The 13,836-nt window shown below is 61.5% G+C and carries 11 protein-coding genes; 9 read left to right on the forward strand and 2 right to left on the reverse strand.

Annotated elements, in window-relative coordinates:
- The first annotated feature begins 75 nt into the window (after nucleotides 1–75).
- Both aroC and ribB read left to right on the forward strand, forming a co-directional pair.
- Entirely contained in the window at nucleotides 76–1,176 is a 1,101-nt protein-coding gene (aroC, locus tag CIT31_RS08865; protein WP_095518416.1) for a chorismate synthase, read from the forward strand.
- Between the two features lie 113 nt (nucleotides 1,177–1,289).
- A complete protein-coding gene (gene ribB, locus CIT31_RS08870; protein WP_065006209.1) occupies nucleotides 1,290–2,390 on the forward strand; it encodes a 3,4-dihydroxy-2-butanone-4-phosphate synthase in 1,101 nt (366 codons plus the stop codon).
- Nucleotides 2,391–2,448: 58 nt separating this feature from the next.
- Here the strand turns inward: ribB and CIT31_RS08875 are convergent, their stop codons facing one another.
- The gene (locus tag CIT31_RS08875) at nucleotides 2,449–3,672 is read right to left on the reverse strand and encodes an MFS transporter (RefSeq protein ID WP_095518287.1); all 1,224 of its coding nucleotides are present in this window, start codon (nucleotides 3,670–3,672) and stop codon (nucleotides 2,449–2,451) included.
- Nucleotides 3,673–3,791: 119 nt separating this feature from the next.
- On the opposite strand from CIT31_RS08875, the gene CIT31_RS08880 reads away from it, so the two are divergent.
- The 7 genes from CIT31_RS08880 to CIT31_RS08910 all read left to right on the forward strand — a co-directional run bounded on the left by CIT31_RS08880 (nucleotide 3,792) and on the right by CIT31_RS08910 (nucleotide 11,329).
- The gene (locus CIT31_RS08880) at nucleotides 3,792–4,436 is read left to right on the forward strand and encodes a TetR/AcrR family transcriptional regulator (RefSeq protein WP_095518288.1); all 645 of its coding nucleotides are present in this window, start codon (nucleotides 3,792–3,794) and stop codon (nucleotides 4,434–4,436) included.
- Between the two features lie 149 nt (nucleotides 4,437–4,585).
- Nucleotides 4,586–5,512, forward strand: a complete 927-nt coding sequence (locus CIT31_RS08885) for a histone deacetylase family protein (protein WP_029355589.1) — start codon at nucleotides 4,586–4,588, stop codon at nucleotides 5,510–5,512.
- A gap of 3 nt (nucleotides 5,513–5,515) precedes the next feature.
- Nucleotides 5,516–5,767, forward strand: coding sequence for an exodeoxyribonuclease VII small subunit (locus tag CIT31_RS08890; RefSeq protein WP_029355594.1), 252 nt, complete (start codon nucleotides 5,516–5,518; stop codon nucleotides 5,765–5,767).
- Nucleotides 5,768–5,878: 111 nt separating this feature from the next.
- Nucleotides 5,879–6,145, forward strand: coding sequence for a DUF2277 domain-containing protein (locus tag CIT31_RS08895; protein ID WP_023716908.1), 267 nt, complete (start codon nucleotides 5,879–5,881; stop codon nucleotides 6,143–6,145).
- 10 nt (nucleotides 6,146–6,155) lie between these two features.
- Nucleotides 6,156–7,076, forward strand: coding sequence for a pirin family protein (locus tag CIT31_RS08900; RefSeq protein ID WP_095518289.1), 921 nt, complete (start codon nucleotides 6,156–6,158; stop codon nucleotides 7,074–7,076).
- Between the two features lie 132 nt (nucleotides 7,077–7,208).
- Nucleotides 7,209–9,122, forward strand: a complete 1,914-nt coding sequence (gene dxs, locus CIT31_RS08905) for a 1-deoxy-D-xylulose-5-phosphate synthase (protein ID WP_095518290.1) — start codon at nucleotides 7,209–7,211, stop codon at nucleotides 9,120–9,122.
- Between the two features lie 608 nt (nucleotides 9,123–9,730).
- A complete protein-coding gene (locus CIT31_RS08910) occupies nucleotides 9,731–11,329 on the forward strand; it encodes an ABC transporter substrate-binding protein (protein ID WP_206073342.1) in 1,599 nt (532 codons plus the stop codon).
- A 150-nt stretch (nucleotides 11,330–11,479) separates the two neighbouring features.
- Here the strand turns inward: CIT31_RS08910 and CIT31_RS08915 are convergent, their stop codons facing one another.
- Nucleotides 11,480–13,669: an adenylate/guanylate cyclase domain-containing protein gene (locus CIT31_RS08915; protein WP_095518292.1), complete on the reverse strand. Its 2,190-nt coding sequence runs from the start codon at nucleotides 13,667–13,669 to the stop codon at nucleotides 11,480–11,482.
- Between the last annotated feature and the right edge of the window lie 167 nt (nucleotides 13,670–13,836).

Here is a 13,836-nt window from a genome sequence, read left to right on the forward strand (position 1 = left end):
GCATGACCCCGAAAATCGCTCCGATTTTCGCGGTCATGCGCTAAGCCGGCTCCGATGCCGGCAGGGCTGGTTTTCATGTCTCACAATACGTTTGGCCACCTTTTCCGCGTCACCACCTGGGGCGAAAGCCATGGCGCAGCGCTCGGCTGCGTGGTCGACGGCTGTCCGCCCGGCATCCGCTTCACGCGCGCGGAGGTCCAGGCCGACCTCGACAAGCGCCGTCCGGGTCAATCGCGTTTTGTGACGCAGCGTCGCGAACCCGACGAGGTCAAGATCCTGTCCGGCTTCATCCTGGATGAGGACGGTGAGACCATGATCACCACCGGCACGCCGGTGTCGATGCTGATCGAGAATGTCGACCAGCGCTCCAAGGACTATGGCGAGATCGCCCGCCAGTACCGGCCTGGTCATGCCGATTACACCTACGATGCCAAATACGGCCTGCGAGATCATCGCGGTGGCGGCCGGTCTTCGGCCCGTGAGACGGCGGCGCGAGTGGCGGCCGGAGCCTTGGCCCGCAAGATCGTGCCCGGTATGGTCGTGCGCGGTGCGCTGGTCTCGATGGGAGAGAAATCGATCGACCGCGCCAACTGGAACTGGAATTTCGTTGGCGACGCCGAAAATCCGTTCTTCACGCCCGACCCGGCATCGGTCGCCACCTTCACCGCGTATCTTGACGGCATCCGCAAGGCGGGTTCCTCGGTCGGCGCGGTGATCGAGATCGTCGCCGATGGCGTTCCGGCAGGCCTCGGCGCGCCGATCTACGCCAAGCTCGACCAGGACATTGCCTCGGGCCTGATGTCGATCAATGCCGTCAAGGGTGTCGAGATCGGCAACGGCTTCGAGGCCGCCCGCATTACCGGCGAAGAGAATGCCGACGAGATTCGCGTGGGCAATGACGGCAAGCCGGTCTTCCTCTCCAATAATGCGGGCGGCATCCTCGGCGGCATCTCGACCGGCCAGGCGATCGTCGCGCGCTTTGCCGTCAAGCCGACCTCGTCGATCCTGACCCCGCGAAAGTCAATCGACAAGGACGGCAACGACGTCGAGATCATGACCAAGGGCCGGCACGATCCGTGTGTCGGTATCCGCGCGGTACCGATCGGCGAGGCGATGGTTGCCTGCGCGATTGCCGATCACTATCTGCGTCATCGAGGACAAACGGGAAGGCAGTAGGGGAGTAAGGCAGTAGGGGAGTATGTTATGAAGCTCCCGCGACAGAAATTTTCCTTTTCCCTACTCCCTTACTGCCCTATTCCCCTACTCCCCTGCGAGTGAAACGAGCACTTATGCCTTACGACCAGAAGAAGATCGTAGAAGCCCTGCGTGCGTTCGAACGCGGCGAAATCGTCGTTGTCATGGACGATGACGGGCGCGAGAACGAGGGTGACCTGATCATCGCCGCCGTCCATTGCACGCCGGAGAAGATGGCGTTCATCGTCCGCAACACCTCCGGCATCGTCTGCACGCCGATGCCGCGCGAGGAAGCCAAGCGCCTGAATCTTTCGCCGATGGTCGCCGACAATGACTCGGCCCACACCACCGCCTTCACCGTCAGCGTCGATTTCAAGCACGGCACGACGACGGGCATTTCGGCCGACGACCGCACATTGACCGTGCGCAATCTTGCCAATGGCAATGTCGGCGCGTCTGATTTCGTCCGCCCCGGCCACATCTTTCCGCTGATTGCGCGCGAAGGCGGCGTGCTGATGCGTTCGGGCCATACCGAAGCCGCGGTCGATTTGTGCAAGCTTGCCGGCCTGCCGCCGGTCGGCGTGATTTCCGAGCTGGTCAATGATGACGGCACCGTGATGCGTGGCCCCCAGGTGCAGGCCTTCGCCGAAAAGAACGGTTTGAAGCAGATTTCGGTCGCCGACCTCATTGCCTACCGCCAGCGCAAGGAAACGCTGGTCGAGCGTGTTGCCTGTTCTGCCATCGACACGCCTGGCGGCAAGGCGCAGGTCTTTACCTACACGCTGCCGTGGGATTCTATGCACCATGTGGCGATCGTCTTCGGCGACATCCGCGACGGCGAGGAAGTGCCGGTGAGGCTGCATTCCGAGGACGTTGTGACGGACGTCTTCGGTACCAGCCACAGGCTGGACGGCATCATGAAATCGATGGGCGAGCGCCGGCGCGGCGTCATTGTCTATCTGCGCGAAGGCTCCGTCGGCGTCGCCCATCAGGAGCGCAACCGGCCAGCTGCCGGCGACCGCGAGGACCATGAAGAGGCGCGCCGGCGCGAAAGCGAATGGCGCGAGATCGGCCTTGGCGCGCAAATCCTCAAAGACCTAGGCATTTCGTCGATCAACCTGATCGCCTCGCGCGAACGCCACTATGTCGGCCTCGAAGGTTTTGGCATCCACATCGCCAACACCGAGATTCTTTAGCCTGGCCTAGCGGCGCTCGCATGCGTCCGGCCCTGCTCAGGACCGGACGCATAAGAGCCTATTCGGCAGGAACCGCGGCTGCGTCGCATGCGGAGGTGTCGCAATCCGCCGTGGCAAGGCTGCGCATGCCGAGCAGCACGATGACCAGTGCGATTGCGCCCGCCGCCACCGACACCAGGAACCCGCTCTGTGCGCCGAAGGCGTCCACCACCCATCCGGCGGCGAAGGAGCCGAGCGCCATGCCGATGCCTATGCCGGTCATGACCCAGGTGACGCCCTCGGTCAGCATCGCCTCCGGCACGCGCCGCTCGATCAGGCCGAATGCCGTGATGAAGGTCGGCGAGATCGCCACACCGCTAACGAAGACGGCCAGCGCCAGAAGAGGCACCGTGTCGGCGACGAGCAGCGGCAGCGTGGTGAGCGCGATGATGGCGATCGCGATGGCAAGCTGAATTTGCAGCGGTGTTTTCAGGTTCAGGGCGCCGATGATGATGCCGACGACGAACGATCCGAGGGCGTAGACGCCGATGACGAGGCTGGCGGCGCCCGGCTGGCCGAGCTCTTTGGTGATTGCCACGGTGCTCACCTCCGTGGTTGCGAAGGTCGCGCCAATGAAGATCAGGGCCAAAGTGATGATTTGGACCGGCCGCAGGCGGATTGCCGAGCCGCGCGAGCCCTGGTCGACCGGTCGCACTCGCGGCTCGGTCGAGCGCTGCAGGATGAATGCTGTCGAGCCGAAGGCGAGGAACAACGTGCTCGCCAACATCCCCGCTTCCGGGAAAAGGGCCACGCTCAGGCCCACCGATAGCGATGCCCCGGCGATGTAGACCAGCTCGTCGGCCGCCGACTCGAAGGCGAACGCGGTGTTCATCTCGGGGCGATCCCGGAAGAGCTCTGTCCAGCGCGCGCGGACCATTGCGGGGATGCTGGGCATTGCGGCGGCCAGCAGCGCTGACACGAACAGTGTCCATATCGGCCAGTCCTGATTGGCCGCCGCAACCAGCACCACGAAAGCGAGCACGGAAATCACAGTGGTGGGCACCACAATCCGCGCCTGGCCGAGGCGGTCCACCAGCCGCGATATCTGCGGCGCGACGAAAGCATTGGCCAGCGCATATGTCGCTGAGACTGCGCCGGCCAGCCAGTACTCGCCGTGCGTCTGCGACAGCATCGCGACGATCCCGATCGGAGCCATGGCCATCGGCATCCGGGCAACGAAGCCGGCTGCGGCGAAGCCCTTGGCCCCCCTTGCCTTGAAGATTTCGCGATAGGGATTGGGCATGAGAACACTCCTGGATTCTTGAGGTCGAGCCACTTATATACGTGGCGTATGCAAGTCAGATAATGACATACGACGCGTATGTCAATTAATATACGAGACGTATGTGAAGGAATGAGCGAATGGGGCACAAACCACGCAAGGAGATGATCGCCGAGACCCGCGCCAAATTGGTCGCGGCCGCGCGCCATGCCTTTGGCACTGTCGGCTATGCCGAAGCGTCGATGGACGACTTCACCGCATCGGCCGGGCTGACGCGTGGCGCGCTTTATCATCACTTCGGCGACAAGAAGGGCCTTCTCCAAGCGGTCATCGCCGAGATCGACGCGGAAATGTTGGCCCGGCTGAAGATCGTTTCGGCCAGGGCGGACACTCTCTGGCAGGGCTTTGTCGACGAATGCACCGCGTATATCGAGATGGCGCTGGAGCCGGAGATCCAGCGTATTGTCCTTCGCGATGGACCGGCGGTGCTCGGCGATCCTTCGCAATGGCCGAGCCAGAATGAGTGCATCCGCTCGATGAGCGAGAACCTTCAAAAGCTGAGGGACGAGGGAACCATCGTTGCTGTTGATCCCGAAGCCGCAGCAAGGTTGATCAGCGGCGCCTCGCTACATGCCGCGCAGTGGATCGCAAATTCGGAGGATCCCGAAGCGACGTCGAAAAAGGCGGTGCAGGCATTCAACGTGCTTTTGGAGGGGCTGCTCAAGCAAAGCCGCAGGATTGGCCGTCCGCAAGCACCGGCTGAGATTGACAAATCGCTGGCCTGAGTCTGTTTCAAGACCTTCGAAGCCAAGACGCGCGGCAATGGCTCGCGCTAAACCCAACCAGCACCCCAACATCTAAACCCTGTTGAACGTCTTGCGTTTGGTGGTGCCAGAACATGGTCAAAGCCGCCGGGCGCGCCTATATCGGGGGCATGGTCACAAGGCTTTATACCCACCCGGTCTTTCTCGAACACATAACGCCGCCCGGTCATCCGGAGCGGCCGGACCGCCTGCGCGCCATCGAACGCGCGCTCGACGACGAGGCCTTTGCGGCTCTTGATCGTGCCGAGGCGCCGGAAGGCGACGAGGCCACCATCCTCTACGCACATCCGCAGGAATTCGTCGAGCGGGTCCGCGCTACGATACCGGACACCGGTATCGCTCGCGTCGACGCCGACACCACCGCCAGCCCGAAAAGCTGGCAGGCGGCTGTGACGGCGATCGGTGCCGCCAACGCGGCCGTCGACGATGTTTTTCGGGGCAACGCCACCAATGTCTTCGTCGCCGCCCGGCCGCCCGGCCATCATGCCGAAAAGACGACGTCCATGGGCTTCTGCCTGTTCAACACCGCGGCGATCGCGGCGCGCCACGCGCAAAGGCAGCACCAGGCCGAGCGCGTCGCCATCGTCGACTGGGACGTCCACCACGGCAATGGCACACAGGATATTTTCTGGGACGATCCGTCGGTGCTCTACTGCTCGACGCACCAGATGCCGCTTTACCCAGGGACCGGGGCCGTGAGCGAAACCGGCGCCGGCAACATCGTCAACGCGCCGCTGGCGCCGCAAACCGGCAGCGAGGTTTTCCGCGACGCTTTCCTGTCGCGCATCTTGCCGGCGCTCGACAGTTTCGCGCCCGACCTCATCATAATTTCCGCCGGCTTCGATGCGCACCACCGCGATCCGCTGGCCGAGATCAACCTGACCGAGGGCGATTTCGACTGGGCAACCGGCCAGTTGATGCAGCGCGCCGGTCGCCACAGCGACAACCGGCTCGTCAGCCTGCTCGAGGGCGGCTACGATCTGCAGGGATTGGCATTTTCGGTCGCCGCCCATGTCGGACGACTGATGAAAGGATAGACGATGGCTGGTGAGACCAACGAAGACGTTAAGGCAATGAGCTTCGAGCAGGCGCTCGACGCGCTGGAGAAAATCGTCGATGATCTGGAGCGCGGTGACGTGCCGCTCGACCAGTCGATCCGCATCTATGAGCGCGGCGAGGCACTGAAGGTCCATTGCGATCGGCTGCTCAAGGCGGCCGAGGACAAGGTCGAAAAGATCAGGCTTTCGCGCGACGGTAAGCCGGTGGGGACAGAGCCGCTGGACGCGGAGTAAAGCGCGGTCTCGAACGACAATTTCGCCTCGCGGCTTTTGGATATGATCATGATTGAGGATAAAACTCATCCCGTTTGAAAACGGCTCCAGGACGAGAGGAGATCGCGAACGATGTGCAGAAACATCAAGACCCTGTTCAATTTCGATCCGCCGGCAACCAATGACGAGGTCCGCGATGCCGCACTCCAGTTTGTTCGCAAGCTGAGCGGAACGACGCGGCCGTCGAAACAGAACCAGCATGCGTTCGACCACGCCGTCGAGGCCATAGCCGCGTCGGCGCGCGAATTGCTAGACAGCCTCGAGACGACACAGCATCCGCGCAATCGCGAAGAGGTGGCGGCCAAGGCGAAAGCCAAGTCTGCACTCCGCTTCGCCTGAGGAAGACCGCATGAGCTTCTTCCCCGGAAACGACCCTCTGCCCGGTGACGCCTTCGCCAGCGACCAGATCGAACTGATGGTCATTCCGAACGCCAAGGATATTGGCGGCTTTCAGGTTCGCCGTGCCTTGCCAACCGCCAGGCGCCGGCTGGTAGGCCCCTTCATCTTCTTCGATCGCATGGGCCCGGCGATTTTGCGGGCCGGCCAGGCGCTCGATGTCCGTCCGCATCCGCATATCGGCCTGTCGACGGTCACTTACCTGTTTGACGGCAAGGTCAGGCATCGCGATTCGCTCGGCACCGAAATGGTAATCCAGCCCGGTGACGTGAATTTGATGACCGCCGGCCGCGGTATCGTCCATTCCGAGCGTACGCCACAGGAGCTGCGCGGCGCACCGATGTCGGTGTCCGGCCTGCAGACATGGCTGGCGCTGCCCGACGACAAGGAAGAGGTCGATCCGATCTTCGAGAATACGGCGGCCATGCGTCTGCCCGAGATCGACGCCGAAGGCGTCAGCGGGCGCGTCGTCATCGGTGCGTTTTCCGGGCTGCGGTCTCCGGTCGCGACTGCTTCGGACACGCTCTATGCTGACCTCAGCCTGGCGCCCGGTGCCAGCGTGAAAATCCCTGCCGATGCCGAGGAGCGCGCCATCTATACGTTGGAAGGCGAGGTTTCGATCTCCGGCGACCGCTTTCCGGCAGAGCGGCTGCTGGTGTTCCGGCCCGGCGACGAGATCGTCGTGTCCTCGGAAGGTGGAGCGCATTTCATGCTGTTCGGCGGCGCCTCGCTCGGCTCCAAGCGCTACATCTGGTGGAATTTCGTGTCATCGTCGAAGGAACGCATCGAACAAGCGAAAGAAGAGTGGAAGACAGGCCGCTTCGATATCGTTCCTGGCGATGAAGAAGAGTTCGTTCCGCTGCCGGACAATTAGAGCGCCGCGCGTCCTTTTGGACGCGTAAAGGAAACCCTAACACTTTGAATCTACGCCGCGTCACTCGCACGCATTTACATTCGCCGGCCAGCGGCCTATTTCGCACGTGGATAAAAGCAGGCCCTAGCACCAGTGAACGCAAAGCTCCATACGCCACTTCTCGACAAGGTCCGCATCCCGGCCGACCTCAGGACGCTTGACGCAGGTGATCTGCCGCAGTTGGCGTCGGAGCTTCGCACCGAGTTGATCGACGCCGTCTCCCACACCGGCGGACATCTCGGTGCTGGCCTTGGCGTGGTCGAACTGACGGTGGCATTGCACTATGTCTTCAACACGCCAGACGACCGGCTGATCTGGGACGTCGGCCACCAGGCCTATCCGCACAAGATCCTGACCGGCCGCCGCGACCGCATCCGCACGCTGCGGCAAGAGGGCGGCCTGTCCGGTTTCACCCAGCGCGCCGAGAGCGAATACGATCCGTTCGGCGCCGCCCACTCCTCGACCTCTATTTCCGCCGGCCTCGGCATGGCAATGGCACGCGATCTCTCCGGTGGCCGCAACAATGTCATTGCCGTTATCGGCGACGGCGCCATGTCGGCCGGCATGGCATATGAGGCGATGAACAATGCTGGCGCGCTCGATGCCCGTCTGATCGTCATCCTCAACGACAACGACATGTCGATCGCTCCGCCGACCGGCGCAATGAGCGCCTATCTGGCCCGCCTTGCGTCGGGCAAGGCCTATCTGGGCTTGCGCGATTTCGGCAAGAAGCTGACGTCCTATCTCGGCGAACGCGCAGATCGCGCCATCAAGCGGGCGGTCGAGCATGCGCGCGGCTACGTCACCGGCGGCACGCTGTTCGAGGAAATGGGTTTCTATCACATCGGCCCGATCGACGGTCATAATCTCGAGCACCTGATCCCGGTGCTGAAGAACGTCCGCGACAATGCCGACGGCCCGGTGCTGATCCATGTCGTAACCCAGAAGGGCAAGGGCTATGGACCGGCCGAGGCGGCCGCCGACAAATATCACGGCGTCAACAAATTTGACGTCATCACCGGCGCGCAGGCCAAGGCGCCGGCCAACGCGCCGAGCTACACGAAGGTCTTTGCCGAAAGCCTGATCCAGGAAGGCCGCGAAGATGATCGCATCGTCGCCATCACCGCCGCCATGCCGAACGGCACCGGCCTCGACCTCTTCGGCGAGGCGTTCCCGTCGAGGACCTTCGATGTGGGTATCGCCGAGCAACATGCCGTGACTTTTGCCGCCGGCCTTGCCACGGAAGGCTTCAAACCTTTCGCTGCGATCTATTCGACCTTCCTGCAGCGCGCCTACGACCAGGTCGTTCATGACGTAGCGATCCAAAAACTGCCGGTGCGCTTTCCGATCGATCGCGCCGGCTTCGTCGGTGCCGATGGGGCGACCCATTGCGGCGCCTTCGATACGACTTTCTTGGCGACGCTGCCCGGTTTCGTCGTCATGGCCGCGGCGGACGAGGCGGAACTGCGCCACATGGTGCGCACGGCGGCAAGCTATGATGAAGGCCCCATTGCCTTCCGCTACCCGCGCGGCAACGGTGTCGGCGTCGACCTGCCGGAGCGTGGCTCGGTTCTCGAAATCGGCAAGGGCCGTATCGTCAGGGAGGGCACCAAGGTTGCGCTGCTTTCCTTCGGCACGCGGTTGCAGGATTGCCTGGCTGCGGCCGAGGAGCTCGGCGCGGCAGGGCTTTCCACCACGGTTGCCGATGCTCGTTTCGCCAAGCCGCTCGACGAGGACCTGATCAGGAGGCTGGCGCGCTCGCACGAGGTGCTGGTGACGGTGGAAGAGGGCGCGGTCGGCGGCTTCGCCAGCCATGTGCTGCAATTCCTGGCCCATGAAGGGCTGCTGGAAAACGGCCTGAAGGTACGCCCGCTTGTGTTGCCGGACGCATTCACAGATCACGCCAAGCCCGAAAAGATGTACGCCGACGCCGGGCTGGACGCTGCAGGCATCGTGCGCACCGTCTTCGTGGCGCTAGGACGCACCGCCAGCGCGCAAAGCGCCTGAATCAAAGTCTCAACGGCTTGAATCAGCTTCCCGACGCGCGGTCGTAACTGACTATTTGTGTTGTTATTTGGCATTCGCCTACGGTGTCTCTGGTCTCGCGGCCAATCTTCTCAGAAGCAGAGTGAAATCCTGACGCTTGCTACCATGTGTGAAGGGCAGAAATGGGTGGTTTCGTGCCGTTCGATGGTCGACTGGAAATGAGCAACCAGCGCCAGAAACGGACATTAGCGAAAGCGATTCCAGGGCAGCTTTCGAAGAGCGGACATTCGACATCCTCACATCAATTCATCAGCTTCGGCTCCGGGAATACCCACGTGCGATCTAAAATTTGCGTGCGCGGGTGATAGAAGCGGACCCAGTAACTCCAGCCTGGTGTAATCGAAATACAGTTGGCAATCTTTCCGTCGCAGCCAACGAACTGGATATCGACCGATCCGTCCGCCCCGGGCGAGGCCCAAGTCCGCGCGGGAGCAAGCGAGAGGACACGAGTCCGACCGTGCTGCCGGAGGTTCCTCGTTAGCTCGGGAATGCCTGTTGTGCTATCGTCCTAAAGTCTCTCGGGCCGCCGAGGGTCTCGCATGATCTTCCTTTCGAGGGAGAGAGCATCTGTGACGGAATTTGAAACGAAACTGCAGTCGGCCCCCAAGCTTGCCGCGAAAGGCAGGGTCTCGCGTCGTGACTTTGTTCAGCTGGCCCTCGCCGCCGGCCTTACCGCCACGGCCGCCAATGCGATGTTCGTCCAGACGGTGCGCGCCGAGCCCAAGAAGGGCGGCACCTTGAAGATCGGCATCGGCGATGCCGCCACCACCGATTCACTGGACCCGGGTAGTGCCTACGGCAACCCGTTCACCAACACCGCGCTATATGGAACCTTGTCGAACAGCCTGGCCGAGATCGATTCCAAGGGCAACGTGGTCCCCGACCTTGCCGAGAGCTTTGAGCCGTCGGACGGCGCAAGGAAGTGGGTGTTCAAACTGAGGAAAGGCGCCACGTTTCATAATGGTAAGACGGTCACCGCCGACGATGTCTTGGCCTCCATCAGGCATCACACCATCGAGGGCACGAAATCGAATGCGAAATCGCTCTTGGAGTCGGCCAAGAATATCGTCGCCGACGGCGCCGAGACGGTGGTGTTCGAGCTCGACGGCGGCTACGCCGACTTCCCCTACATCGTGTCGGACCTCCCGGTCATGCCGGCGAAAGAGGGCGGCGCCGACTGGGAGTCGGGCAACCGCACCGGCCCCTATATGCTCGAGAAATTCGAGCCCGGCGTCATCGCCACCTTCAACAGGAACCCGAACTACTTCAAATCCGACAGGGGTTGGTTCGACCGTGTCGAATGCCTGGCGATCTATGATGTAACGGCGCGCACCAACGCGCTCTACACCGGCGAGGTCCACTACATGGATCGCTGCGACCTGAAGACGCTCGACATTCTGAAGCAGAACCCCGATCTCGCGATCTTGGAGACGACGGGCTACGGCCATTACGTCTATGTCATGAATGTCCAGAAGGCGCCCTTCGACAATCCCGACGTGCGCAATGCGATCAAGTACTCGCTCGATCGCGACGAGATCGTGCAGAAGGTGTTTCTCGGCCACGGCGCCATCGGCAACGACAATCCGATCGCGCCGGCCGTCAAGTTCGCGATCGATCCGCAGCCCAAGCACGTCTACGACCCCGACACGGTCAAGAGCCTCCTCAAGAAAGCGGGGGCCGAGAACACCCGGTTCGACCTGTCGGTTGCGGATGCCGGATTCATGGGTGCGACAGACGCAGCTCTTCTCTGGCAGGAGCATGCCCGAGCGGCTGGGCTCAACCTGAATGTGATCAGGGAGCCCAATGACGGCTATTGGGACAATATCTGGCTCAAGAAGCCGTTCTTCGCCTCTTTCTGGGCCGGCCGGCCGACCTGCGACTGGATGTTCAGCCTCGCCTATGCGGCGGAAGCGGTGTGGAACGAAACATCCTGGAAAAATCCGCGCTTCAATGAGCTGCTCGTCGCCGCCCGCTCGGAGACCGACGATACCAAGCGTGCCGGCATGTATGCCGAAATGCAGCAATTGCTGCATGACGACGGCGGGCTGGTGAACCTGGTCTTCAACTCCTACGTCGATGCCCACACCACGGCTCTCGCCCATGGCGAGGTGGCGTCAAACTGGACGATGGACGGTGGGAAGATCGCCGAACGCTGGTGGTTCGCCTAGACTAAGACTAGCCCGTGTACTCATAAAATGGGATGGCGGACTGGACGCGCTTGATGTCCCCTTGTCCCCCAACAGCGGCTCCGGAGCGGACATCGCAGCAGGTCCGAGTTGGGCCACAAGCGGAAATTGCTGGCGCGCGTCCAGTGTCCATCAATTGCCTCTGATCTTGGACAACGCGTCCTTTGCGTAAATGCCAACCAGAGCTTCATTCTGGAGTGCCACGAGCGCAGGTATCGCAGCTTGTGCCGGAGGCCCGATCTTGCCCAGCGCCACGATGACCTCCCGGCGGAGATACTCAACCTTGAGCGCTTCAACCAGAGCCGGAACGGCTTGTAACGCCGCTGGTCCAAACCAGCCCAGTCGCTTTGCTGCATATTGCTGGGAAAAGGGATCGTCGGTCTCAAGCGCTGTTTCCAGGCTCGTAACGGTGACGTCCAGCGGCAGCGCAGCGATACGGACGCCATCATTCAGGCGCTCCCGGACGCTTTCGTGTTCGTAATCCCATTTGAACGATTGGTGTATGGAGTCTGCAAGGTTTTCGAGCCCTTTCTGGCCTACACCCGGCCGGAACTTCAGTAGCATTTGTCTCGCTTCTTCCCGGCGACCGAGCTGCGCCAGCACCGAACTGAGAGGCAGAAAGAGCGCAGTTGCGTCTGGGTTTCGCCTGACGCCTTCTTCGAACACCTCAGCCGCTTGTTTCAGATCGCCTATTGCAAAAAGCGCTATTCCACGAGCGAGAACGTAGTGGCTTGGATAGTTCGGGTTGAGCCGCATGGCGGTCGCGACGAAATTCAGCGCCTCGGCGGGTTCGCCTGAGATCGTCAGCGCCCAAGCCGTTGCGATGTGTGCCTCGGGGTCGTTGGGATCCAATGCAATCGCTCGACCGGCATCCCTGCGTGCATCTTCGGCTACGCCTTGATAAGCATTGCGGAATGCCTCGACCGTATAAGACAGTGACGTTGGATATTTCTTGGCCAGCTCTATGTAATCGTGTGCTCCGAACCAGAAATATGGTTCGTCCCTACCGAGTTCTTTACCCCAGAGTGAGTCAACGACCCGGAAGTAGGCGAGCGCCAGGGCGGCGTAGGCGCGCCCATATTCAGGATCAAGTTCGGTTGCCTTTTTTAAGGAAGCGATGGCCGCAGCTGTGTCCTGTGCGTTGTAACGGAGATAGAGGCTCCAACCCTCTTCGAAAGCTTCCTTGGCTGCAATGTTGTCCGGCTTGGCGCGGGCAATTTCCGTTTTTTCGGTGGTGGTAAGATTGACCTTCAACGCTTCGACGATCTTTGCGACAAAAACGTCCTGGACCGCAAAAATATCAGCGACGTTTCCATCGAACCTGTCCGCCCACACATGGCCGCCGGTGAGAGCATCGATGAGCTGTGCGTTGACTCGCACCTGCTCGTCGGCTCGCCGTACGCTCCCCTCGAGAACGTAACGCACGCCAAGTTCTTCCGCGATCTGACTGATTTTCACCGGCTTGCCGCGGTAAGCGAATGTCGAGTTTCGCGCGATTACGAACAGGCCGGAAACCTTTGAAAGGTCGGTGATCAAGTCATCGGTCATGCCATCAGTAAAGATCTCTTGTCCCGCCTCGTCGGACATATTGGTGAACGGCAACACTGCGATGGATGGCTTGTCAGGCAGCGGGAGCACCATTCGTGTCTTCGAGGCCACCTCGACCGGCGGTCCTGAACCGTCGCTAAGCACCTTCCAAAGCGCTACACCGCCGGCGGCCAGGATCAGCGCCATCGCCGCGACAGTCAGCCGGCGCCACTCGACATAAGGTTTGCGTTTTGCTGGAACCGTCCCGGATGGGACGCGTGCCCGCGGGCCTACCCGATACAGGCGAACTGGCTTTTCGATGTTCTTGACTTGTTGTTCACCCAAAAATTCGAAGTCGAAACCCAGCTTTCTCTCGACCTGATCGAATGCCGTTCCCGAAATCAGGACGCCTCCAGGTTCGGCCATTCCTTCCAGTCTCGCCGCGACATTCACGCCGTCGCCATAGATGTCCTGCCCTTCGACAATCACATCGCCAAGGTTTACGCCAATGCGGAATTCGAGCTGTTTTTCCTTTGGCAGCTCGGCGTTGCACTCCGCCATCGTCTCCTGGATTTCGACTGCGCAACCGACTGCATCCACCACGCTGGAGAATTCTACCAGCGCGCCATCGCCCATGAGCTTCACGGTGCGCCCCTTATGAGCGATAATTTTCGGATCGATCAGATTCTCGCGGGTGCTCTTGAGGCGCGCCAAAGTATCCGCCTCATCGGCTTCCATAAGGCGGCTGTAGCCAACGATGTCAGCGGCAAGTATCGCCGCAAGCCTGCGCTCCATGGAGGTTTCCGGCGCTGGGCAACTGTTTCCATGATAATAGAGTATCGCTTCGGAGCCTAGTCCTGCTCTGGTCGGCTTTGGGTCAGGAACGCTGGTTGGGATGAGCGTCGGCCATCGGGCAGCGAAATGGGCTGATGGAGGTCAGCTCAGGGTCATGGGCGTGAATT

Origin of the sequence: Mesorhizobium wenxiniae (assembly GCF_002284535.1) — a bacterium.
Taxonomy (GTDB): Bacteria; Pseudomonadota; Alphaproteobacteria; order Rhizobiales; family Rhizobiaceae; genus Mesorhizobium; species Mesorhizobium wenxiniae.